The following is a 22,003-nucleotide window of genomic DNA, read 5'->3' as shown; positions in this document are numbered from 1 at the left end:
CCAATGGCTGAAAACATACTCGATTATAAGTCGATATCAATGAGACTGACCAATGAAGAATATAAGAATATGGATGCTGCGGAAATGGAGTCCAAAATAAAACAGATTTATTTGGAAGAAACGGGCTCGTTATTAGATGCAGATATCAAGATATTCCACACATCTGACTCCAATAATAAGCTACTTGCATCCTCTGGATATGATGGAACGGCTATATATGTCGATGATGGCAAACAAGAAGAACTGTACGTTATCTCACAAGGCTCAACAAATGGTCCAGATTGGTCTTTTAATGCCAAAGGTGTATTCGCAGGTGAATCTACAGTACAACCCGCTTCCACAGATACATTTGTAACTGAAGCAAAGCAACATTTAGGAGTTGATAAAGACACAAAGGTCATCTCATGGGGGCATTCATTAGGACACCATAATAACGCAACTTCTTTTCTTGGATCTGATACGTTCGATGAAGTCTATGGCATGAATGGAGCGCAAGTAAATGCGTATGAATTGTTTGAATTAGACAGGGAGTTTCAAAAGGCGGTAAGTGATGAATTCGATGTGAGATTAAAAGATGAATTGCGTGATACTGTTCCAGCAGATGAAATTGAAGAGTTCACTAAGAACTATTACAAAGATAAATCAGATGATATCCATCAAATCATCTCTTCAGACGACCCTTTAAATGGCTTAACTACTTATGTTCCCGGAATCGTAGAGATAGGTGAAGTGGAGGTGTATGATACAAATCCATCGGTTCCAGGTATTGGCGAGTTAGCAAAAGACATTCCTCCTGAAGTTATAAAAGATGTACAGGACTTGGCTTTAATTTATGCAAAAGCAGATAATGCGGGTGGCACAAAAGAGGTCGCTAAACAGCTTTTTGGGGTGAATATGGATTATCTAAAAGATGTAAACAGCCTCGGGAGTTTCTTAAGCTGGTACACGTTTAATCAAGGAGAATTCGATGAAACGGTAAAGGCTCTAAATAAGAGTGTCCCGCCCTTACTGGATAAAGTCAGAGTCGTTTTGGATAATAAGGACTTGATTTTTGGACGGTTACAAGAAGCGGGTTATATATCCCTAAAAGAAAAAGATACGATGATTGAAGAACTGGAACTTATAGAGTCGCACCTTTCAACGATAGAAGATGGATTGAATGCTAATTCCAGTTTGTCTGGTGTTCAATTTTTGCAAGATATCTCTACGGCTGCATTTGGCGGAAGTCTGGTATGGATAAAGTCATCGCTAACGGCATCGGTGGATCGCATGAAAGATAGCGGTTTTTTTAAGAGTCTAAATAAAATAGTAGCCAGCCATAGCATTCCGGAACTGCTTGCTGCCATGTCGAAAGGAAATAAAAGCTATTTCGGTGCAGATATGGTCTACACAGCAACCAAGGGCGATCCTATCAAAGTGAACATCTCCGCAGCACTCCGCATGTATAGAGAGACCCTCCCCATCCTAGAAGAAAAAGAAACCAAGATTCGGAATTTCGAGCAAGCGGTAAAAGAGGAATTGGATGAAAGTTATAAGGATGAAAAGCGAAAAGTCCAGGACGAGATCAATCGTATGGAATCCAGTCCAAGTAGCTACCGTGACTTATTAGCCAAGCATGGACACTTACCCGCATTCAATAAGGAAATGAAGTCCATCAAAGTACATGAAGTCTTCTGCCCTTTGGAGAATAGTGACTTTGATGAGGAAATCCATGAACTAAAAAAATCAGTGGAAAGCGGCAAGCTGTATATCGAGAAGTACCGTAAGGCCATCGAGGATTTATTTGACGAAGAGGACAATGTATCCAGGCTATTCGATTTTTCAAGGAGGTTCTAAATGGGACAGCAACGCACATTCCAAGCTACGGAACAGCTAATCCCTAACAAGGATTACTCCGATAAGAAAAAGACTTTGAACACTCCGATTGATGGAATTAGACTGAATGATGAAGAATTCTATTCTTATGTAAATAAGATAATCATTGGTGGGGATCAAAAAGGAAAAATCATTGATGCCATGAAGAAGGAAACGGCAAATCGGATGAATCATGATGAAGGACTATGCGAAGATGTTACCAGGAAGATAAACAAAGCTGTAACTACATTCAATGAGCAAGTGGCAGAAATGAAGGAGCAGCGGATATCGGTTACTTATGAAGATCATAGTATGGAATGAAGAAGGGATGAGCCATGTATACTAGTTTCTTCTTCTGTCCTAACTCCCTCTAAAACCGTGAAGACTGTTCTTCCTATCAAGATACCGGATAAATCGTTCTGACTGCATATCATATGTTTTGTTAAATTAGATATGCCAAGTGTCGTCAATTTAATGGCAGTCTTAATTTTCCAGTTTTTACACGTACGTTGGAGAGTGCGACAACAGTTCTTGCTAATAAGGCTCTATACATTCAATCCATCAGGAGGAAAGCCGGCATGTTAAACGAAGTTAAAGGTAATTTGATTGTATCCTGCCAAGCCTTGCCGGACGAACCACTGCATAGTTCATTTATCATGTCCAAAATGGCATTAGCTGCAAAGCAAGGGGGAGCCAAAGGTATACGGGCAAATTCCAAAGAAGATATCATTGCAATAAAAAAAGAAGTGGATCTTCCAGTAGTTGGAATAATCAAACGTGATTATGATGATTCGACGGTTTATATTACCCCTACTTATAAAGAGATTGATGAGCTGCTTGAAAGCGGCTGCGAGATGATTGCCTTGGATGCTACAAGGAGAAAAAGACCTGAAAACATCGGGTTAGCGCAATTAGTGCAATATGTTCGAGAAAAGAATCCTTCTATACAATTGATGGCGGATGCAGCAGCTTTGGAAGATGCTAAACAAGCAGAACAGCTTGGTTTTGATTGTGTGTCCACCACTTTGTATGGCTACACAGAAGAAACAAGCAGCAAGAAACTTCATGCTGACGATTTTGAATTTCTAAGCAGGATAATTGAAAATGTCAGTATCCCTGTCATTGCTGAAGGGAATATACTTACACCGGAAATGGCAAGACGATGCTTACAAATTGGTGCATATGCGGTGGTTGTTGGGGGAGCGATCACGAGACCGCAGCAGATTACCGAGAGGTTCATGGAGGGAATGAAACGAAGCTGCCAAGTTTAGCTGACGCTTTATATAATCAGGACAGATCCAGCAGGATGCTGTCCTTTAACTTTTGTTTGGATATATATGGCAAAGTGTACGACGGATAAATTTTGCAATATGGTTGGATTTTTTTGATATGTATGATCTGCTTTTAGTTTATTTATGGGATAATGTTTTGAGTATATCTTACATCTTTTAATATAGCCTTAAGAAACAGTGTGATGGGGAACTTTTCAGTGCACGGTTTATTTGATGATGATAAAAATGGAATGTTCATAATTTACTGTCGTTTGATAAAGCGTGTTCAAGCATGCTATAAGTGTAACAGGGAGTTATATGATAAGATTTTATATTGGTATATATAATGAAAGGAATTTTATATATGAAAGATAATTTCTGGCGTGATTTACCACGACCATTTTTTGTTCTGGCGCCAATGGAAGATGTGACGGATGTTGTGTTCCGTCATGTCGTGAGTGAAGCTGGCAGACCAGATGTTTTCTTTACGGAGTTTACCAACTCGGAGAGCTATTGTCACCCGGATGGGAAGGATAGCGTGCGCGGCCGTTTGACCTTCACAGAGGATGAACAGCCGATGGTGGCGCATATATGGGGGGACAGACCGGAAAACTTCCGTCAAATGAGCATTGGGATGGCAGCGCAAGGCTTTAAAGGTGTGGATATCAATATGGGCTGCCCTGTGCCGAATGTGGCAGGGAATGGAAAGGGAAGCGGTCTGATTTGCCGTCCCGAAGTTGCAGCGGAATTGATACAAGCAGCAAAAGCAGGCGGGTTGCCGGTAAGTGTGAAGACAAGGCTTGGCTACACGGAGGTAGACGAATGGCGTGATTGGCTGACACATGTTTTGAAGCAGGATATTGCCAATCTTTCCATCCATCTGCGTACAAGGGCGGAAATGAGCAAGGTCGATGCGCATTGGGAATTAATCCCGGAAATCAAGAAACTTCGTGACGAGGTGGCACCAGATACACTTCTTACGATCAACGGCGATATCCCGGATCGTGAAACCGGCTTGAAACTAGCTGAACAATACGGTGTGGATGGAATCATGATCGGGCGCGGTATCTTTACAAATCCATTTGCTTTCGAAAAGGAGCCGAAAGAGCATACGAGCAAAGAATTGCTGGATCTTTTGCGGCTGCACTTGGATCTCCATGACAAGTATTCACAAGACGTAAAGCGTCCCTTCAAGCCGCTTCCTCGCTTCTTTAAAATCTATGTCAAAGGATTTAAAGGAGCAAGTCAGTTAAGGAATAATCTGATGAATACAAAGTCAACCGATGAAGCACGTGCATTGCTTGATGCGTTTGAGGAAGAGCGTGCTGATATGTCCGATGAATAAAAGCAAGACAAGTTCCGACCTGGATTTTGGAAGTGGTATTTCCGATTTCCGGGTCTTTTTTGTTCGGTTGGGAGATGACGAAGTCTTTTGAAACGTGCTGAGCCATACATAAACATGGCATCGATCCCGTATTGCAGATGCAGCATAATGGTCAGTTTTATAGGGAGGATTTCGAAGCCGGGAAATAGAATATTCCGGATGGCAAGAAACGTGATTCATGGGAAACATACATGATGTAATCTGGAGAAAGCGTATTTGTGCAGCTTGAGATTGTAATCGTCCCGAGTTATCCTTTATAAATAAGAAACCACTCCACACTTTACAATCTTTACATACAGCCGATAAGTAGTATGAACGTAATGAATATTGTATGACAAATAAGTGGAGGGATTTTATGCCAGTTGATTTAAACCGGGAACATTTATTCACAGCCTTAGAGCGGGCCGTGGCAATGATTGTATTTGATTCACAAGGAAAAATAGTATGGGCGAACAACAATTTTTCCCAAGTGGTCGGATACAGCACAGAAGAACTGCAAAGGATGCATCATAGAGAATTATGTCCGCGCGCATTTTCTGCCAGCAGGGATTATGAAGTATTCTGGGAGAATCTCCGGGCCAATAAGCTATATCATAATAAGGTGGAGCGAGTCAGGAAAGACGGAAGCATCCTATGGCTGGATGCTTTTTATACACCAGTCATCAATGCGGAAGGAAAAGTGGATAGTATCATTAAAATTGCGACGGATATCACCAATCAGGAAAATATCCTGAAGAGCAGCTCTTCGGAATTCATGTCCCTGGTAAAAGAGATGAACCAAAGCACAAATGAAGTGCATCGCTCCTCTGAATCGGCAGTTACCGATATGGGGGAACTTATCGAAGAATTCGATGTCGTGAAAGACAATATAAACGAGATTAAGACGATGGCTTCCACTGTAAAAGGCATAGCGGATCAATCCAATTTACTCGGGCTCAATGCCAGCATTGAAGCAGCAAGAGCAGGAGAGAATGGGAAGGGATTTTCCGTCGTTGCCAATGAGGTCCGTAAGATGGCCGATACCAGCAAAAGCTCCGCCGAGGATATATCGAAGCAATTATTGCAGATTACGCAATCCATGGAAACCATGTCGGAAATGGTGAATCAAGTCATGGATAGTATACATAAAAATTATGGGACCATTGGCGAGTTGAAAAATGCATATGAAAATATTGCCAAGACAGCTGAACGATTGTCCGAAATGAAATGAGTCATACCATAATAAAGACTGCTGCCATTGACAGGCAGCAGTCTTTATTTGGCTATATCTTTTTCCGTCTGGCAAGCTTTTCTGGATAAATCCCACGAAGTTCACACCATTCACGAAGTGATCCAGTCACCATGATGGGATTACGCTGCATGTCTTGGATGGAACGGGTGCCCTGCATAAGAAAGATCATTTTCAAATGCGTTTTCCACCTGTTTATTTCCTTGATCAAGCCGTCTGTACCTTTTGTGTGCAGTATCTTTAAAAAGGAGCCGGCAACACCGGCTGCAGCTGCTCCAAGTGCCAATGATTTCGCTGCATCCAATGGATTGCGTATGCCGCCGGAGGCCAGGATGGTCATATCCTGTAAAAATGGTTGAGCTTCCAGCAAAGAAACAGGTGTCGACTGCCCCCAGCCATTCAGGTAACGGAAATCTTTTTCCGCCCGCCGTTCGTTTTCAATCGTAATAAAATTCGTGCCGCCGCGGCCGCTGACATCTACATATCGCACACCGATACGCTGCAGCTGGGAGAGGGTCTCGAAGCTCATGCCAAAACCAGTTTCCTTTACAATCACAGGTATGGATGTCTTTGTGAGGAGGATCTCGATTTTCCCGAGCATGCCTGAAAATTGCCGCTCACCTTCAGGCATCACGACTTCCTGGGGAACATTCAAATGAATCTGGAGCGCATCTGCTTCCAGCATGTCGATCGCTCGTAAAGCGAAGTCCGTTGATACATCCGCTCCAACATTGCTGAACACGATACTAGCGGGATTTTTTTTGCGGACCACCTTATAGGTATCTGCGAGTGATGCCTTTCGCAGGCCGGAATGCTGGGAGCCAACCGCGATGGCAATACCGGTTTTTGCAGCTGCCTCTGCCAGCTGTGCATTGATTGCTCCTGTGTTCACACTGCCCCCTGTCATGGCATTGATGTACAAAGGGGAATCCCACTGCAGATTCCCCACTTTTGCGGTTAAATCAATTTCATCTAGATTCGTTTCAGGAAGGGAGCGGTGAATGAAGGTTAAATCATCAAAATCAGAGCGGGCTGCCTTTTCGGCAGTCAATGCAAGCTGTACATGCTCGTCTTTCCGGTTCTCCCGGATGGAAGACTCGTCCATAGCTGCACCTCCTTACCGCAGTGTTTCCCGGATTGTCTCTTTCCAACGATCAAGGACGGACTCCGGATCCTTCAAGTCAATGTGGATGCCGGAAGTAATCTCCGCATATTTAGCGGTATCTTCTTTATAAAAAATCACCTTTGCCGCAAATCGCTCCAAAGGATGCTTGGCGTCTGCCAGTACGCCAAGGGGACTCAAGGCAAGACGGACATAAAAGACCTTTCCTTTATATACGGATACCAGTGTGGCCTTTTTGGTTCGCATACAGTTCTTTGCCGTGGTGGTTCCCGGCCAAAGTGCGATTCTTAGATTTTCTTTATCCAAAGCTACGACTTCCCCGACGCTGACCATGGCATTATGCGGCCAGCCATCCTCGGTGACAGTCATGAAAAGCATTGCTTCATGCTGTTTGTCTTGCAAATCGGATCCATTGAGCAGCTCATACAATTCTTCCGATATTTCCATGCTTGCACGTCCTTTCTGAAAATCGATATACCAGGACAGGGCTAGCCTGTTACAGACTAGCCCTGTTATATGGTATTTTTATTATTTTATATATCTGGCAGGAAGAGCCGGAACATTCTCCGCAGATGGGATATCATCTGGATTAACCTTGAAAGCACGATTATATTTTTCTGGGTTCGTGATCGTTTCCGGTTCAATAGAACGCCATGTGAAAATACATACCGGACACATATAGACTTCCCAAGCACCTTCAACTGGCGACTTTGCTACAACAGTGGCTTCTTTTGATTCACATCGAGGGCAAGTATGCATATCGAACACTCCTTTTATTTTAATAATTCCCGTAACCGTTGTTCCCATTTATCCACATCAAGCGGGGAATCAAGAGGTTGTGAGTAATGGCCTCTTGTTTCCGGTGCCAATGGTGTCGTTGCATCCAGGATCATTTTGTGCGTGATACCTGCTGGTGAGGAACCAGGATCCAATGCAAGGACAGATAGGTCAGGAATGATGACAGTGTCATGTTTTGGATGCAGCTTGGTGGATAGTGCCCACATCACTTGTGGAAGATTGAATGGATCGACATCCTCATCCACAACGATGACCATCTTGCAGTAGCCTAGTCCATGCGGTGTAGTCATGGCGCGCATTCCCACTGCCTTGGCAAAACCGCCATAACGGCGCTTCGTGGATACAATCGCTACCAATCCATGTGTGTACATGGCGTTCACTGCCACGATTTCGTTTGGAAATGCTTCTTTCAATTGCTGATACAAAGGCACACTGGTGTTGATACCAACCATGTAATCTGTTTCTGTCCATGGCATGCCGATGTAAAGATGTTCGAATATAGGGTTTTTACGATGATAGACTCTATTGATTTTGATAACGGGCATGCTTCTTCCGCCGGAATAGTGGCCGGTGAATTCGCCAAACGGACCTTCGAATTCACGTTCGCCTGCCAAAAGTTCACCCTCAAGTACGACTTCCGCTCCCCAAGGAATATCAAGATCGGAATCTTTGGCTTTTACAATTCGGTATGGCTCGCCTTGAATGGCTCCTGCCATTTCATATTCGGATTGATCATAAAGCAGTGGTGTTGCTGCGGCTGTCGTGATGGCAGGTTCATTTCCAAGGGCAATGACCACAGGCAGATTTTCGCCTCGTTCTTCTGCCTGACGCAAGTGGATGGCAATATCATGCTGCGGGACTGGCTGGATCCCTATGCGGTCTTTTCCTTTTACTTGCATGCGGTAGATACCGACATTTTGTTTGCCGAAGTTTTCCGGGTCTTCCACATCGCGGGAAATGACACAACCCTTATCCAGATAGAAACCGCCATCTCCTTGGTTCAAACGGAACAATGGCAAAATCTCAAAAAGATTGATGTCCTCCGTAATTTCCACTTCATGAAATGGTGCAGTCTCTTCCCGTTTTACTTCCATGGGAAATTGATCATATCGACGGGCGAATTCAAAGAATTGATCCTTCAGAGGCGTGTTCTTCGGCAATCCCATCATCAACGCATGGTTAGGCCAGGAACCCATTACATTCATAGCTACTTTTGCATCTGTATAGCCATAAATATTATCAAATAGCATGGCAGGCGTTTCAGCGCCCATTTTGCTCATTGCTTTTGTAGCCGCTGCAATGTCAGGTTCAGGCTTCACTTCATCACTTATGGTCAAAAGCTGCCCTTCTTTTTCCAATGTAGAAAGAAAATCGCGAAAATCTTTATAGGCCATTATAAATCCTCCTGTTTTTTTGGTTTCATACCTTCCCATCGTTTTGCACCCGATAAATCAATACCGAATTGGTCCAATGCGCGGAAAGCTATATGATCGACCATATCTCCCAGATCCTGCGGATGATTGTAAAAGGCAGGCATTGGAGGGAAAATGATCGTACCCATACGGGAAAGCTCCAGCATGTTCTCCAAGTGAATCGGGCTTAATGGAGTTTCCCGGGTCATTAGAAGCAGTTTTTTTCGTTCCTTCAGCATGACATCCGCTGCACGTGTAAGTAAGTTATCTGCCAGTCCATTGCGAATGGAAGCTAGTGATTTCATACTGCATGGGGCGATGATCATGCCATCCGTCCGGAAGGAGCCGCTTGATATCTTTGCTGCCTGATCCTTATGGGAATAGCTGAAATCAGCCATGGCTTCTATCTCCTTGACGGAATAGGAAGTCTCAAAAGGAATATTGGCTGTAGCCCAGGGAGACATCACCAGGTGCGTTTCCACATTTGCTTCTTTCAAAAGCTCCAGGATCCGAATGCCAAAAATGGCACCTGTCGCGCCGGAGATGCCAACAATAAGTTTCATCAGTTCCCACCTTTCAGCTAAACGTTTTATCTTGTTCTACAGATAAAAAGTATACGCTTCCTTATTTAATAAATAAAATATATATAAATTATGCAATGCATAAGAACAAATTATGGATAACCCTTGATGCTTCCTTTAATCAGAAACCTGGAAGAGGAGAGGGATAAGAGTGGAACGCGATGTCACCGGACAGGAAAATCCCAGACATACCGGCTGTCGGTGTTTTGGCTGATCGTAAAAGCGGAAAGCGTGCCCATCGATTGGATGCATGGGTACCATTGTGGGGGGATGATTCGGTATGGCATGCAAGAGCAAAAGGACTGCAAAACAATGGCTTATCTAGGAGGATTTCCAATATGATATAACTAAAGAAGTTAGGAAACCTGAATTGTATACGAAAGAGGAGAGCTTATGGATATTCGTCAGCTGAGATATTTTCAAACAATCATAGAAGAAAAACAAATCACCAAAGCCGCACAAGTCCTGCACCTTGCTCAGCCAGCACTAAGCCTCCAGTTGAAGCAATTGGAGGAAGAACTGGGGGTGACCTTGATCATCCGGGAAGGGAAGCAGTGGCAGGTAACCGAAGCGGGGCGGATTTTATATGAACGATCCAGCCAGCTGCTACAGTCCCTTGACTCCATCAAAGGAGAAATAGCAGAAATCAGGAAAGGCATCACCGGGACAGTCACAGTCGGGACTTCCGCGATTTGTGTTTCTCATCTTGCCCCGCATCTGACACAGTTCCATAAAGAATTTCCCAAGGTATAAGTAAAAATATACAATGGCGATACCCATTATCTAGAGGAATTGCTGCAGCAGCATGTGATTGACATTGCATTGCTGTTCCTGCCAGTCGAAGGAAAGCAGTATGAAATCGTACCGTTGGAAGAAGATCCGTTCGTAGCTGTCATTCCAAGGCAATGGGAACAGCGATTTCCGAAAGATTCCATCAGCCTCGAGGAAGTCGCTGCGCAGGATCTGCTTTTGGTCAAAAGAATATCTGGAGTCGGGCTGTACGAAAATATTCTTTCCCATTTTCATAAATCAGGTCTCCGCCCCAATGTTGTCCTGGATTGTCCCGATGTCTCCACTATATTGACCTTTGTAGCGACAGGCATGGGAATGACGGTCATTCCGCGCTCCGAAATACATCAGGCCTATGATGGGAAGTTCAAGGTGATGACAATCCGGGAACCGTTTCTAAGAGCCAAGCCGGCAGTCGTATGGACAAAGGACAAATATATGTCCAAGGCAGGCAGGAAGCTGATTGAATTTTTGACGTCCAATGGAATGTAGTTGAAATTTGTCAGCTAAAGCTATTTAATTATGTTAGACTCATCGGTTTCGGATAGGGATGTTTCACCTTGAGGTGGACAGCTGATATTGCAATAATTATCAAAGTGGATGAGAAGGTCAGACAGCTATTCTTGGAAAGAAAGTACGGATAAAAAGAAAAGGGAAGTTAGCTGTCAAAAATTTGGTTATGAAGGCAGCTTGCATCAGGAACCATGGCATGTTTATTTGTTCTTTAGCCTATGAAAAAATCAGCTCAAAGTTTTGAAAAACTTGAGCTGCTTTTTTGTCATTGCTTCAGCGTGTTTCATCGGTAAACAACTGCTTCTTATCCCATTTTCCCCATTTATAATAGGAAAAAGAGAAGATGCTGCTGAGGATGAAACTGATCCCCATGCCCAATGCAATACCGTTTTGCCCAATCAGGGAAGAGCAGATATAAGTCAGCGGATATCGCAGCAGCCAAAAAGATAAAATGTTGAGGATCAGTACCTGATACATGGCGCCTGAGCTTCGGACAATGCCATTCAAAATGAAATTGAGTCCGATGAATGGATAGAAGAATGCAATAATCATCAAATAGTCGGTACCGAATGAGACAGCATCTTTTTCCTCGATGAATAAGCTGGTCAGCGGTCCTGCCAGTACAAACACAAGGACAGCGATTACAAGCATGATGGCTAAATTGTACAGGGCTCCGTACTTAGCGATTTCTTTAACCCGGTCCCAGCGACCGATACCGATATTCTGCCCCGCCATACTATTGACGGCTGTGCCCAATGCCATGGCAGGAAGGGTGATCAGGCTGTCGATTCTCTGGGAAGCACCGAATCCGGCAACGGCCGCTCCGCCGAAGGAATTGACCACGCTCATGATAGCAGTCACTCCGGCATAGATGACCATCATTTGCAATCCTGATGGTATGCCGAGCTTCAAAATAAGCCCGACTTGTTCCTTCGTGGGCAAGAATGGCACAGTCAATGGAGCAAGCTTGTGACGGAGTGTATACCAAATACCCAAAAGGAAAGCGACTGCCTGCGATAAGACAGTGGCATAGGCTGCTCCTTGGATGCCCCAGCCAAACCCGGAAATGAATAATGGATCCAGAATCGTATTCAGGAGAACGGCGATGACAACAAACTTCAATGGCGTTTTACTATCTCCCAAAGCCCTTAAAACGGTGCCGATAAAGTTATAGCCCATCAAAAATAAAATTCCCAGGAAGTTGATTTGCAAATAAACCTTTGCCTCGTCTATCATATCGGCGGGCGTGCTGAGCATGACGACAATTTGATGGGAGAAAAGCAGACCGATGATACCGACAAATATCGATAATGAACAGAGTACGACAACAAAGGCATTCAAATAGTCCCTTAATCCTTTTTTGTCGCCTCTGCCCCTTTGCTGGGATAAAACCGTCAAGGTGGTATTATTGATTCCGAGGATGAATGCCAATATCGTCAACAAAACGGTGGAAGAGACGGTCACCGCACCGAGTGCATTCGCTCCGAGAAGATTCCCGACCCACAGACTATCGATGAATTGATAGGAAACTTGCAGCAAGTTCGTAAGCATGATAGGACCGGCAAATGTGATGAGCTGCTGCATGATCCGGCCTTTTGTGAAATCCTGTTGCACCAAGGTGATCGACACTCCCTATCTTTAAATATATGGGTGCACATGCAAATATCGTTCTGACTAGCTCCGTGCATGCCGAAATGAATATATACCATATCGAGAACATAAACACTAAATTAGGTTATAACACAGAAAAGAAAACCGCACAAATCGGAGCGCATCCTGATTTATGCGATTTATAAATGTTTAAGCATAGAAGACTTTATAAGGATATAAATGGATGAAGCAGATGTCCAACAATTCGTTTTTATCAGGACCGTTACACGTATTCCGAAAGAAATACGAACATATCAGAGGCGGGGATCTGGCGGAAATGAGTCATGCTTGATTTTTCCATCTATCATCCAATTATATGGTAAAATTTAGGGGTGGTATATTTCAGGGGGAAGAGGCGATGTTCTTGAAAAGAGGGTTTGCCGTATCACTGGTTTTTGTTTTCGTTACAGTTTTTGCATTTGATTTTCCTGGTATTTCTTTTGCTAGTGGGAATGAAAATACTGTACTGGTCCTATACAGCAAAACAATTGAAGAACAAATGAAAGACATACGTATTTTGGAAACAATGGTTGGTCAATTCAAAAATGATTATAAAATGATGGAAGATGAAGAAGCAGATCAAGCGAATTTGAATGATTATGAATATGTTATCTATTTAGGGGCGGGGAAGAAGACATTATCGCACCATATGAAAAGTGCCATCGATGATTACAAAGGAGCATTCTATGCCATCGGACATAATGCAGAGCAATTCAAGGAGAGGCTGCCATGGTTGGATGTAAGGGGGGAGGCCCTGGTCAACCAAGTTGCGTTGCCAAAAAATGATTTAGTTCAGGATCTTTCTGAAGATCGCATTGTTTATGAGGTATCTGCAGACGATGCAGAGGTCTCGGGGTTTGGATATAAAGCGGATGGCAGCGGATCATTGCCTCTTGTGGTGAATGCGGAAGATGATTATTACTTTTCCGGGCAGAATCTGTATAACCCTTTCGGGGAGGTAGTCACGGAGTCGTTTCGTCTTTTTCTGAATGACGGGAGCAAGGGGACCGTCAAATATCTGAGACTGGAGGATGTGCATCCAATGGCAGATCCGGAATTATTGCGGGAACAAGCTGAATATTTGAAGAAGGAAAATATCCCGTATATGGTTGCGGTGATTCCTGTATATGAAAATAAAGACAAAATTGTTCATCTCTCTGATTCGCCGAAATTAGTGGATACATTGCGGTATATGCAAGAAAACGGCGCAAGTATCATCATGCATGGTTACAAGCACCAATACCGCAGCTCAGAGACAGGAGAGGGATTTGAATTTTGGGATGCGGAGAATGATCGGCCCATTTATCAACCAGCCAAAGATAAAGCGAAGCAAAGATCGGATTTTTCAACTGCTGAGGAGTATGATGAATTTGTAAAGAAAGGAGAAAAATACGAGAAGGGATATATGGAAAATGCAATCAGAAGCGGTGTGGAGGAGCTGGTTGCACATGATTTATATCCGATTGCTTTTGAGGCGCCGCACTATGCAATCTCCCAGCAAGGATATCGTATAGTCTCTAAACATTTCTCTTCTTATGTCGGGCAATTGCAGCTTACTGATTCAACATGGCAAAGCGAGTATGCCCCCATGCATGAATCGAAACCCGATTTCCTGCATGGTATGATTTTGTATCCAGAGACTTTGGGTTATATCGAGCAAGGCGATGCCAAAGCCATGGAGAAATTGAACGCTAAAATAGAAACTGGATCAAAATACAGCCAATCATATTTATCCGCTTTTTACCATCCTTATCTTGGACTTGATGGTTTAAAAGAAGTCGTCAAAAGTCTGAATGAGGTCAATGGGGATTGGCTTGATTTAAAACAAAAAGATAACTTGGTCCAGGTAAAGGACATTCGAATCCAAACTAAAGACGGGGGATACCAAGTTGAGAAGCCATTCTTAGCCAGTGATTATGAACGGAATTTGTTTATCAAGAAATCCCTGATATGGGCTATTCCGTTAGTTTTGTTTATTTTACCTGCTGCTTCATTGCTGGTAATAAGGAGACGGGAGTAGGGAGTCAACCAAATGGGGATATTTGTCCTTTTGAAGGAAGGTGATATGATCTATGGATGCCGGGCGGAATACGTGCAAAAAAGCACCGGCCGCCCGGACCTGCAGCCTGTATAACACGCTCTATTACGGTAATCCTAACCCTGTACCAATTCAATGAGGAGGGGTATTCCATGGTAAAAGACTCCTATGCTCCGAGGGAGAAAAAGAATGGCGAGGGTAAGAAGCCGGATGAACAAAGAAGAGGAAAGGCAAGATCCAACACGCGCGGCGGAAGGAATTAAGCTGGCTCAGCACAGATATGCAAAGTAAATGAATATCCTGATTTAGACCTGGTGTTCGTGAAGTGATCTTTCCGGATGCTAGGTCTTTTTCATGTATAGCTGCAGCTCCTACAACTGGCTATTTTGCCTATTTCATTCATGGGAGCTCTTGTCTATACTTAGGGTGTTATTTTCATACGATTGTTTGAATTTTTAATCTAGTCTGAATAGGGGGATTAAAACGTGGAACAGTCACAAAAGAATGGTTTCGTCATGCGTGCTTTGAATGGTATCGAACGTGTCGGGAATAAACTTCCTCATCCGGTAACATTGTTTTTCATCTTTGCGGCGATTGTTGTTGTTTTATCCGCGGTTTTTTCTGCCATCGGGGTCAGTGTAGAAGACCCGGTCAATGAAGGGGAAACAATCGCGGTCAAAAATCTGCTGAACGCAGAAGGGATTCTCTATCTGTTCGAAAGTGCGGTAACAAATTTTACCGATTTCGCACCGCTTGGGACTGTGCTGGTAACGATGCTTGGTATCGGGATTGCAGAACGCTCTGGATTGATCAGTGCGGCTTTGCGCGGGCTTGTGACATCTGTTCCGCGTACATTGATGACGGCAGCTTTGGTATTCGGCGGTGTCATGTCCAGTATGGCAGCTGACGCAGGATATGTGGTGCTGACTCCGTTGGGAGCGGTGTTGTTCGCAGGGCTTGGGCGCCATCCATTGGCTGGTCTGGCTGCGGCATTTGCCGGGGTATCCGGCGGCTATAGTGCAAACCTCCTGCTGACTTCGCTTGATCCGCTGCTTGGAGGCATGACGCAGGACGCGGCGGCGATTATCAGCCCGGAATATGCGGAGGGTATCAATTATGCGATGAACTTTTACTTCATGTTCGCGTCTGTTTTCCTGCTCACAATTTTAGGTACATGGGTCACCGATAAAATCGTGGAACCTCGTTTAGGCACTTATAAAGGCAGTGTAAATGAAGATGTCAATTACCTCAGGTCGCAAGAGAAGAAGGGTCTATGGGGAGCACTAATTGCATTTCTCCTTACCCTTATAGGGATTGCCTTGCTTGTCATTCCTTCATGGGGACCATTGCGGGCGGGAGAAGCCAATATCATCGACGCACCATTTTTGAATACGCTGGTTCCGGTCATCCTGATCGTATTCTTTATCCCGGGTCTTGTTTATGGGCTGCTCACAAAAGAAATCAAAAATGATAAGGATGTCGCAGATCAATTATCGGAAACAATGGCAACGATGGGGTCGTACATCGTCTTAGCCTTTGCTGCGGCTCAATTCGTTTCTTATTTCAATGAATCGAACCTTGGTACTGTCTTGGCAGTAAGAGGTGCAGCTTTCATTGATGCTACTGGTTTTACAGGAGTTCCCCTGATCCTGACCTTCGTTGTCGTTTCTGGCTTCATCAATCTGTTCATCGGCAGCGCTTCTGCTAAATGGGCGATCATGGCCCCTGTGTTCGTCCCGATGATGATGCTGTCAGGCTATTCACCTGAATTCACACAGCTGGTGTACAGAATAGCGGATTCAACCACAAATGTCATCTCCCCATTGATGCCATACTTTGCCATCGTCATCGCTTTCGCTCAAAAATATGATAAGAAGGTCGGAATCGGGACGCTGGTCTCGACGATGCTTCCGTACTCCATTGTCTTCAGCCTCGGCTGGGTGGTGATGATGCTGATTTGGATGTGGATTGGGCTGCCGATCGGACCTGGCACCCCGATTGAATATCCTTGATCCTTCACTTGAAAGGGCTCGATTCCTTAATCCGGATCGAGTCTTTTTTTATTTTAAGATATTTTTTGAGCTGCATCTTTTTATAAGCCGATATTTTGACGATACTTCCTAGGAAAGCCGTTGAAATATTTATCTGGCATCCAGCGGCAAAACATGATAAAAAAGTATAGGAATCATTTTAAGAAATTACCTTTCATTATATGATAGATTAATCGATTCCGTAAGAAAGGAGGAAAAGTAAAATGAAGATGGCACGTGAAATCATGGAACCAAGAGTCATGGAAACAGAAATCAGCCATTTAGACAATAAAGGGTCTGGCCAGGCCGCAGTATGGATCGATAGAGGACAGGATAAGCCGCGTAAGGTGAAACTGACAATCCCCAAAACATTGCCAGGCGAAAAAGTGCGGGCAACGGTAGCTTGGCCGCATGCGAAAAGATCAAAAGCTGCTTTGGAGGAAGTAATGGAGGCCAGTCCGGAACGTGTTCCGGCACCATGCCCTCATTTTGATCTTTGCGGCGGCTGTGCATGGCAGCACTGGCAATACGAAGGACAGTTAAGACAAAAAACAGCTCATGTGAAGGAATCATTGATCGGTCAGGGCTTTGATCCTGCACTGGTGAAGGACACCATCGGCATGGACAATCCATGGCATTACCGCAATAAGATGGAGTTCACATTTGCTGCGGATGGTTCGATGGGCTTGCATGAACAGGGGAATTTCCGCAATATCATCCCGCTTGAAACATGTCTGATCGCTGGCGGCGATATGAAGGATGCCGTCATGGAAGTGGCGGCATGGGCCAAAGATCATGGATTGAGCGGCTATAACAAAGAGAAACACGAAGGTCTGCTTCGTCATTTGATGGTAAGGCAGTCGTTCATCACGGGCGAAATCATGCTGGGGCTGTTTGCGACAGAAACTCCTGATGGGGAATTGGCACAAGCGGTAGAGGATTTAAAGCAGCGAATCGAGGAAAAACATCCAAAGGTGAAAAGTCTGCTATGGCTTGTCAATACGGATTGGGCTGACCGTACACAGTCAGAGGATACACATGTCTTGGCGGGACGTGATTTCATTTATGATGAAATCGGAGGCTATCGCTATCGTCTTTGGTTCGATACATTCTTCCAGACGAATCCGGTACAGGCTCAGAAACTGATCGACCTTGCCCTTGAAATGGCCCAGCCGAAGAAAGATGAAAAAATGCTGGAGCTGTTCTGCGGAGTGGGGACCTTCTCCCTTCCATTTGCCAGCAGGGTGGAAAAGCTTGCCGGCATCGAAATCGTGGAAAGCTCCATTGAATCTGCGAAACGAAATGCAGCAGATAACGGCATTGACAACACATACTTCCTGGCTGAAAACGCAAGATATGGCATTGATCGTGTACTGGACCAGCTGGGAACTCCTGATTTGCTATTGCTGGATCCGCCGCGCTCCGGCGCAGGCGGTAAAGTAATGCGAAAGATCGGCCGATCCCAGCCGAAGCGGATCGTTTATGTTTCCTGCAACCCAGAATCATTTGCAGTCGATGTCAAGGAACTCGAACAATTCGGTTATACATTGGACCAAGTGCAGCCGGTTGATTTGTTCCCGCATACGATGCATGTGGAGTGCTGTGCGTTGATAGAATTAATTAAATAAAGAGCAGATGGGTTCGAGAATCGGTAAAAGATCCTCGGACTACCATCTGCTTTTATTTCAATTCTCTCAATAAAGCGGTGAAGTATTTCCGGAGTTAATTCTTGAAATTCAATAAATGCATCTAACTGTTGTTTAACTTCATTGAATGCTAATTCATCATTATTGGCTTCAAGAGAACATTTCAATTGCTTAATCCTAGAATTGATACTATTCATCTGGTTATTAATATCATTTATGAAATCATCATAGTCTGCTTTGGAGATTTTTTCGTCAATAAATAAATTGAGAGACTTCTTTTTCTTTTGTTTCAGTCGGTCTAATTCCCTCTCAAAGTCTCTAATTTGCTTTTCTGAATTCTTTTTCTGTTGATTCAGTTTGGCTTCAAGGGTTTGCAAAATTTCCTGATTGTCCAAAACCGAGGCGAGATTTTTTAAGTCATTTAGAATAGCTAGTTTTAAATCAGCTTCTCTAATTAAATGATCACTACATGCTTTTATACCATGTTTGTTGTAATTCCCGCACAAATAACCCTTACAGTTCTTTTTATAATGCATTCCACGTCCGCAATCTGCACAGTAAGCAGTATTAGTAAATAGATGCATTTCTGCCTGAGGACGTGTTCTTTTTCTACTCTTTATTAATTGCTGGACGGCTTCAAAATCGTTTTTCGATATAATTGCCTCATGAGTATTAGGGACAATAATAAACTTTCCTGAATCAACTTGGTCCCGATTTTTATTTGTGACACTTCTAGTCGTGGTCCGTCCTTGAACCAAATCCCCAGTGTAATGTGGATTCTCTAGAATTGTCCTAACCGTTGAACCATGCCACTTATCACTGGCGTTTTTCTTTCCGGCTACTTGTCCAGGTGTTGGAAATCCCTCTTCATACAATTCCTTTGCGATGCGATCAAAGCCCTTACCTGAAAGATAGTCTCTAAAGATACGTCTAACGATGTTTGGTGTTTCATCAGGGCTTATCCGAAGTTTCCTATCTTCTAAAATGTAACCATAAGGAGGATTGGATCCTTTGAATAATCCCTTTTGTGCACTGCTCCTTAAAGCTGCTTTGACTCGCTCACTTGTCCTTTGTGATTCCTGTTCATACATCCAGGCATAAATACCAAACATTTGCCCATTACCTTCTAATGTGTTTATGGCATTATCTAAGGTAATGATATGGATCTTGCTTTGTTCAGCAATATCACGAATCTCATAGGATAGGCGACCATTACGTGCCAGACGTGAAAGTTCCTTAGCCAGTATCACATCGAATTTCTTAGCTCTTGCATCCGCTATTAATTGTTGTAACTGTGGACGCTTTTCTGTTGTTCCGCTTTCCACATCAACATAAAAGTTATGGATATCCCAACCTCGATCAGAAATATATCTAATGAAAAGATCCTTTTGATTTCCAAGAGAGGATTTCTGTTCTTCTTTATCTGTTGAAACCCTTACATATACTGCACATCTCATGCCACATCTTTCCTTTCTACATGAGATGTAGTAGTGTTCACCTTATCTTGAGAATAGTAAATGCTGATTAAACTGTCAATCATATCGTTGACCATGGATTTTAAAGTATCTTGAATTGTGATGTTTGTATCTTCTTTGAAAATTCGCTCGATATTCATTGATAATTCCCCCAAATATTATTTGAGGTCTAGACCCTTGTTTCTTCTACAATATCTCGTAAATGATTTGTAGTGATCTCAGCTGATTTCTAATATTAATTATAATTAAGAGTAGAAATAGACACTATTTCGCTTAGAAGTGATGAAACAATGTGTCAAGGGCTCTGCAATTTTATCAAGAAATGAAGTAACACTATTCGAATACATATTCAATTTTTCTCTATTATTCTTTAATAATCTACATAACTAGTATAAAAGTCCTTAATATAGGTGAAATTTTTTTAAAAAAATTCTGGGGAGGTGTAGCATTTGACCTCCCTTCGGTTATTTGGGTTTTGCGCCCCACCCCTTCTCTACCCCGTAATACTTTATTATGAAAGTAACAGATGTCAGTAAGGGGGGATTTAACCTGGGTATACATATTCTTATTGTTTGAGGCTAATTCATGTTTCAATAATATGCTGTTCTAGTGGTACTAAACTGAAAAGGATATTTTCTCTATTTAGTTGAAGGGAACATGTTAACAGAAAGTTTAAATAGTGAAACAAGCCTACCTTTTCCGTTGAGTTCCAAGTAGAATAAGACTAAAATAAAAATTAAGTAAGATTTATCGTAGAGGTGAAATCTGTGGAATTGAAGTTGTTCTACCGTACGCAGAGAGATTTGGCTGTTGATTTGAATAGGTTAGTGGATTCCTATTGGCAGGAAGAGATAAAAGAGAATGAGCTAATAGATGGAATTAAAAATTTATATCAACATAATCAAGAAAAACTAATAAAGGACAATGAGTTCACAAAAGTAGTACAGCAGCAATGTGGTAAAAGGCGGTTAGCTGTGGTAGGTAAGATACTGGAAATAAATAGGAAAATAGTCTTGTCTGAAAGGTTTGATTGAATGACAATGGAATTAGAATATTCTTCAAGTTTGAATGGGGCATCCTTTTTACTTTTTGAGTTGAAACAGGTTATAAAGTTGAAACAACAGGGCTTAGCTAAAGATGAAATAAGAAAAAAAATAAAAGAAGAAAATCTGTTTCAATTTAATAATCAAGGGAGAATCAACAGAGCTTTATCTTCCGTTATGAAAAGGGCAGAAGCTATTGATGAAACACTTGCTGCTTTAATGTTAGAAGGTTCCATTGAAACGGGAAAAACCCTTAACCTATATGCCATTATGAAGACTGATTTGCTATTCTTTGAATTCATGGATGAGGTAATAGGGGAAAAGCTACATAATAATGACTATCTAATAGAAAAGAAGGACATTAATCTCTTCTTCACCTCTAAGGCGGAACAAAGTGAAAAGGTAGCCAGTTGGAGCGATATTAATATTGAAAAGTTAAAAAGGGCTTACATGCAAGTATTGTATGAAAGCGGAATGTTAAGAACCAGAAAAGGTAAAGAGTTAGACAGGCTAATCATTGATGAACAGATAAAGAATCATCTCACTCAAATTGGTGATGCTCGTTATATACGTGCAATGGGTGAGTAGGGGGTAAATATGTGGCAAATTTGAATGCAAGATTGGATCAGATAATACCGAAAATTAAAGAGGATAAGTTCATAGAGGGACGTGGCCTTGGCAATGAAATTAGCTTTTACGTATTTGACTACGAGCCGCAAGATGAACTTGTGGTAAGGGATTATATTAAGCATATTAAGAAAGAATTTGGTTATGAAGGATCGAACCGTAGAATTATTGAGTTTGATTTGTATAAGATGCTGTTAGAAATTACAAAGGATAAAAGGATCTTTGACCGAATCTTTGAAATGGAAGAACGTCAAGGAAAAGATCAATTGTTTAAAGCGATGACGACATTTGCTAAGCCAGAAGTGTTTCTAGGAAAAATTAAGGAACAAATGGGAGACTATAATGTGGTGTTCCTCACTGGAATAGGTAAGGTTTATCCATTTGTTCGTTCCCACAATATTTTAAATAACTTACAAGAAGTGTTGGACAATGTTCCTGTTATCATGTTTTTTCCTGGAAAATATGATGGGCAATCATTACAATTGTTTGGAAAATTTAAGGATGATAATTATTACCGAGCTTTTCGATTAGTCGATTAAAA

Annotated in this window: 20 protein-coding genes; 13 read left to right on the top strand and 7 right to left on the bottom strand. The window is 42.7% G+C overall.

Going from position 1 to position 22,003, the window contains the following annotated elements:
* The first annotated feature begins 3 nt into the window (after positions 1 to 3).
* The 5 genes from MHI54_RS04740 to MHI54_RS04720 all read left to right on the top strand — a co-directional run bounded on the left by MHI54_RS04740 (position 4) and on the right by MHI54_RS04720 (position 5,719).
* Positions 4 to 1,836, top strand: coding sequence for a DUF6792 domain-containing protein (locus MHI54_RS04740; RefSeq protein WP_340082454.1), 1,833 nt, complete (start codon positions 4 to 6; stop codon positions 1,834 to 1,836).
* A complete protein-coding gene (locus MHI54_RS04735) occupies positions 1,837 to 2,175 on the top strand; it encodes a hypothetical protein (protein ID WP_095214992.1) in 339 nt (112 codons plus the stop codon).
* Positions 2,176 to 2,432: 257 nt separating this feature from the next.
* Positions 2,433 to 3,125, top strand: a complete 693-nt coding sequence (locus tag MHI54_RS04730) for an N-acetylmannosamine-6-phosphate 2-epimerase (RefSeq protein ID WP_095214991.1) — start codon at positions 2,433 to 2,435, stop codon at positions 3,123 to 3,125.
* 364 nt (positions 3,126 to 3,489) lie between these two features.
* The gene (locus MHI54_RS04725; RefSeq protein WP_095214990.1) at positions 3,490 to 4,470 is read left to right on the top strand and encodes a tRNA-dihydrouridine synthase; all 981 of its coding nucleotides are present in this window, start codon (positions 3,490 to 3,492) and stop codon (positions 4,468 to 4,470) included.
* Between the two features lie 394 nt (positions 4,471 to 4,864).
* Complete coding sequence (locus tag MHI54_RS04720) at positions 4,865 to 5,719, top strand: methyl-accepting chemotaxis protein (RefSeq protein ID WP_340082450.1); 855 nt, start codon at positions 4,865 to 4,867, stop codon at positions 5,717 to 5,719.
* 52 nt (positions 5,720 to 5,771) lie between these two features.
* Here the strand turns inward: MHI54_RS04720 and fni are convergent, their stop codons facing one another.
* The 5 genes from fni to MHI54_RS04695 all read right to left on the bottom strand — a co-directional run bounded on the left by fni (position 5,772) and on the right by MHI54_RS04695 (position 9,633).
* The gene (gene fni, locus MHI54_RS04715; protein WP_340082447.1) at positions 5,772 to 6,842 is read right to left on the bottom strand and encodes a type 2 isopentenyl-diphosphate Delta-isomerase; all 1,071 of its coding nucleotides are present in this window, start codon (positions 6,840 to 6,842) and stop codon (positions 5,772 to 5,774) included.
* 12 nt (positions 6,843 to 6,854) lie between these two features.
* Positions 6,855 to 7,307, bottom strand: a complete 453-nt coding sequence (locus MHI54_RS04710; RefSeq protein WP_340082445.1) for a pyridoxamine 5'-phosphate oxidase family protein — start codon at positions 7,305 to 7,307, stop codon at positions 6,855 to 6,857.
* An 81-nt stretch (positions 7,308 to 7,388) separates the two neighbouring features.
* Entirely contained in the window at positions 7,389 to 7,619 is a 231-nt protein-coding gene (locus MHI54_RS04705) for a non-oxidative hydroxyarylic acid decarboxylases subunit D (RefSeq protein WP_095214986.1), read from the bottom strand.
* Between the two features lie 14 nt (positions 7,620 to 7,633).
* Positions 7,634 to 9,052 (bottom strand): non-oxidative hydroxyarylic acid decarboxylases subunit C, encoded by a 1,419-nt coding sequence (locus MHI54_RS04700; RefSeq protein WP_095214985.1) that lies wholly within the window; start codon positions 9,050 to 9,052, stop codon positions 7,634 to 7,636.
* Positions 9,052 to 9,633 (bottom strand): non-oxidative hydroxyarylic acid decarboxylases subunit B, encoded by a 582-nt coding sequence (locus MHI54_RS04695; protein ID WP_340082443.1) that lies wholly within the window; start codon positions 9,631 to 9,633, stop codon positions 9,052 to 9,054. Before MHI54_RS04695 ends, MHI54_RS04700 begins: the two co-directional genes overlap by 1 nt.
* A gap of 411 nt (positions 9,634 to 10,044) precedes the next feature.
* On the opposite strand from MHI54_RS04695, the gene MHI54_RS04690 reads away from it, so the two are divergent.
* Both MHI54_RS04690 and MHI54_RS04685 read left to right on the top strand, forming a co-directional pair.
* Positions 10,045 to 10,404, top strand: coding sequence for a LysR family transcriptional regulator (locus tag MHI54_RS04690; RefSeq protein ID WP_340082441.1), 360 nt, complete (start codon positions 10,045 to 10,047; stop codon positions 10,402 to 10,404).
* 6 nt (positions 10,405 to 10,410) lie between these two features.
* Positions 10,411 to 10,932 (top strand): LysR family transcriptional regulator substrate-binding protein, encoded by a 522-nt coding sequence (locus MHI54_RS04685; protein WP_340082923.1) that lies wholly within the window; start codon positions 10,411 to 10,413, stop codon positions 10,930 to 10,932.
* Positions 10,933 to 11,226: 294 nt separating this feature from the next.
* Here the strand turns inward: MHI54_RS04685 and MHI54_RS04680 are convergent, their stop codons facing one another.
* Positions 11,227 to 12,570 (bottom strand): MATE family efflux transporter, encoded by a 1,344-nt coding sequence (locus MHI54_RS04680; RefSeq protein WP_340082439.1) that lies wholly within the window; start codon positions 12,568 to 12,570, stop codon positions 11,227 to 11,229.
* Between the two features lie 391 nt (positions 12,571 to 12,961).
* Between MHI54_RS04680 and MHI54_RS04675 the strand changes: the two genes are divergently transcribed.
* From MHI54_RS04675 to rlmD, 3 genes are all read left to right on the top strand, one after another.
* Positions 12,962 to 14,623 (top strand): polysaccharide deacetylase family protein, encoded by a 1,662-nt coding sequence (locus tag MHI54_RS04675; RefSeq protein WP_340082437.1) that lies wholly within the window; start codon positions 12,962 to 12,964, stop codon positions 14,621 to 14,623.
* 503 nt (positions 14,624 to 15,126) lie between these two features.
* Positions 15,127 to 16,653 carry an AbgT family transporter gene (locus tag MHI54_RS04670; protein ID WP_340082435.1) on the top strand — a complete coding sequence of 509 codons (1,527 nt, stop codon included), beginning with the start codon at positions 15,127 to 15,129 and terminating at the stop codon, positions 16,651 to 16,653.
* A gap of 242 nt (positions 16,654 to 16,895) precedes the next feature.
* On the top strand, positions 16,896 to 18,299 hold the full coding sequence (gene rlmD / locus MHI54_RS04665) for a 23S rRNA (uracil(1939)-C(5))-methyltransferase RlmD (protein WP_340082434.1): 1,404 nt from the start codon (positions 16,896 to 16,898) through the stop codon (positions 18,297 to 18,299).
* Here rlmD and MHI54_RS04660 read toward each other — a convergent pair.
* Positions 18,212 to 19,774 carry a recombinase family protein gene (locus tag MHI54_RS04660; protein WP_340082433.1) on the bottom strand — a complete coding sequence of 521 codons (1,563 nt, stop codon included), beginning with the start codon at positions 19,772 to 19,774 and terminating at the stop codon, positions 18,212 to 18,214. The genes rlmD and MHI54_RS04660 overlap by 88 nt on opposite strands.
* Positions 19,775 to 20,559: 785 nt before the next feature.
* Here MHI54_RS04660 and MHI54_RS04655 point away from each other — a divergent pair.
* The 3 genes from MHI54_RS04655 to MHI54_RS04645 are packed head-to-tail and all read left to right on the top strand — an operon-like array spanning position 20,560 to position 22,001.
* On the top strand, positions 20,560 to 20,826 hold the full coding sequence (locus tag MHI54_RS04655; protein WP_340082432.1) for a TIGR04540 family protein: 267 nt from the start codon (positions 20,560 to 20,562) through the stop codon (positions 20,824 to 20,826).
* A complete protein-coding gene (locus MHI54_RS04650) occupies positions 20,827 to 21,423 on the top strand; it encodes a DUF1819 family protein (RefSeq protein ID WP_340082430.1) in 597 nt (198 codons plus the stop codon).
* 11 nt (positions 21,424 to 21,434) lie between these two features.
* Positions 21,435 to 22,001, top strand: a complete 567-nt coding sequence (locus MHI54_RS04645; RefSeq protein WP_340082429.1) for a DUF1788 domain-containing protein — start codon at positions 21,435 to 21,437, stop codon at positions 21,999 to 22,001.
* Positions 22,002 to 22,003 lie beyond the last annotated feature (2 nt).

The organism is Terribacillus sp. FSL K6-0262 (assembly GCF_037977385.1).
GTDB lineage: Bacteria > Bacillota > Bacilli > Bacillales > Amphibacillaceae > Terribacillus.
Note: the sequence above shows the minus strand (reverse complement) of the source record. Positions and strands in the feature narration are given on the sequence as shown.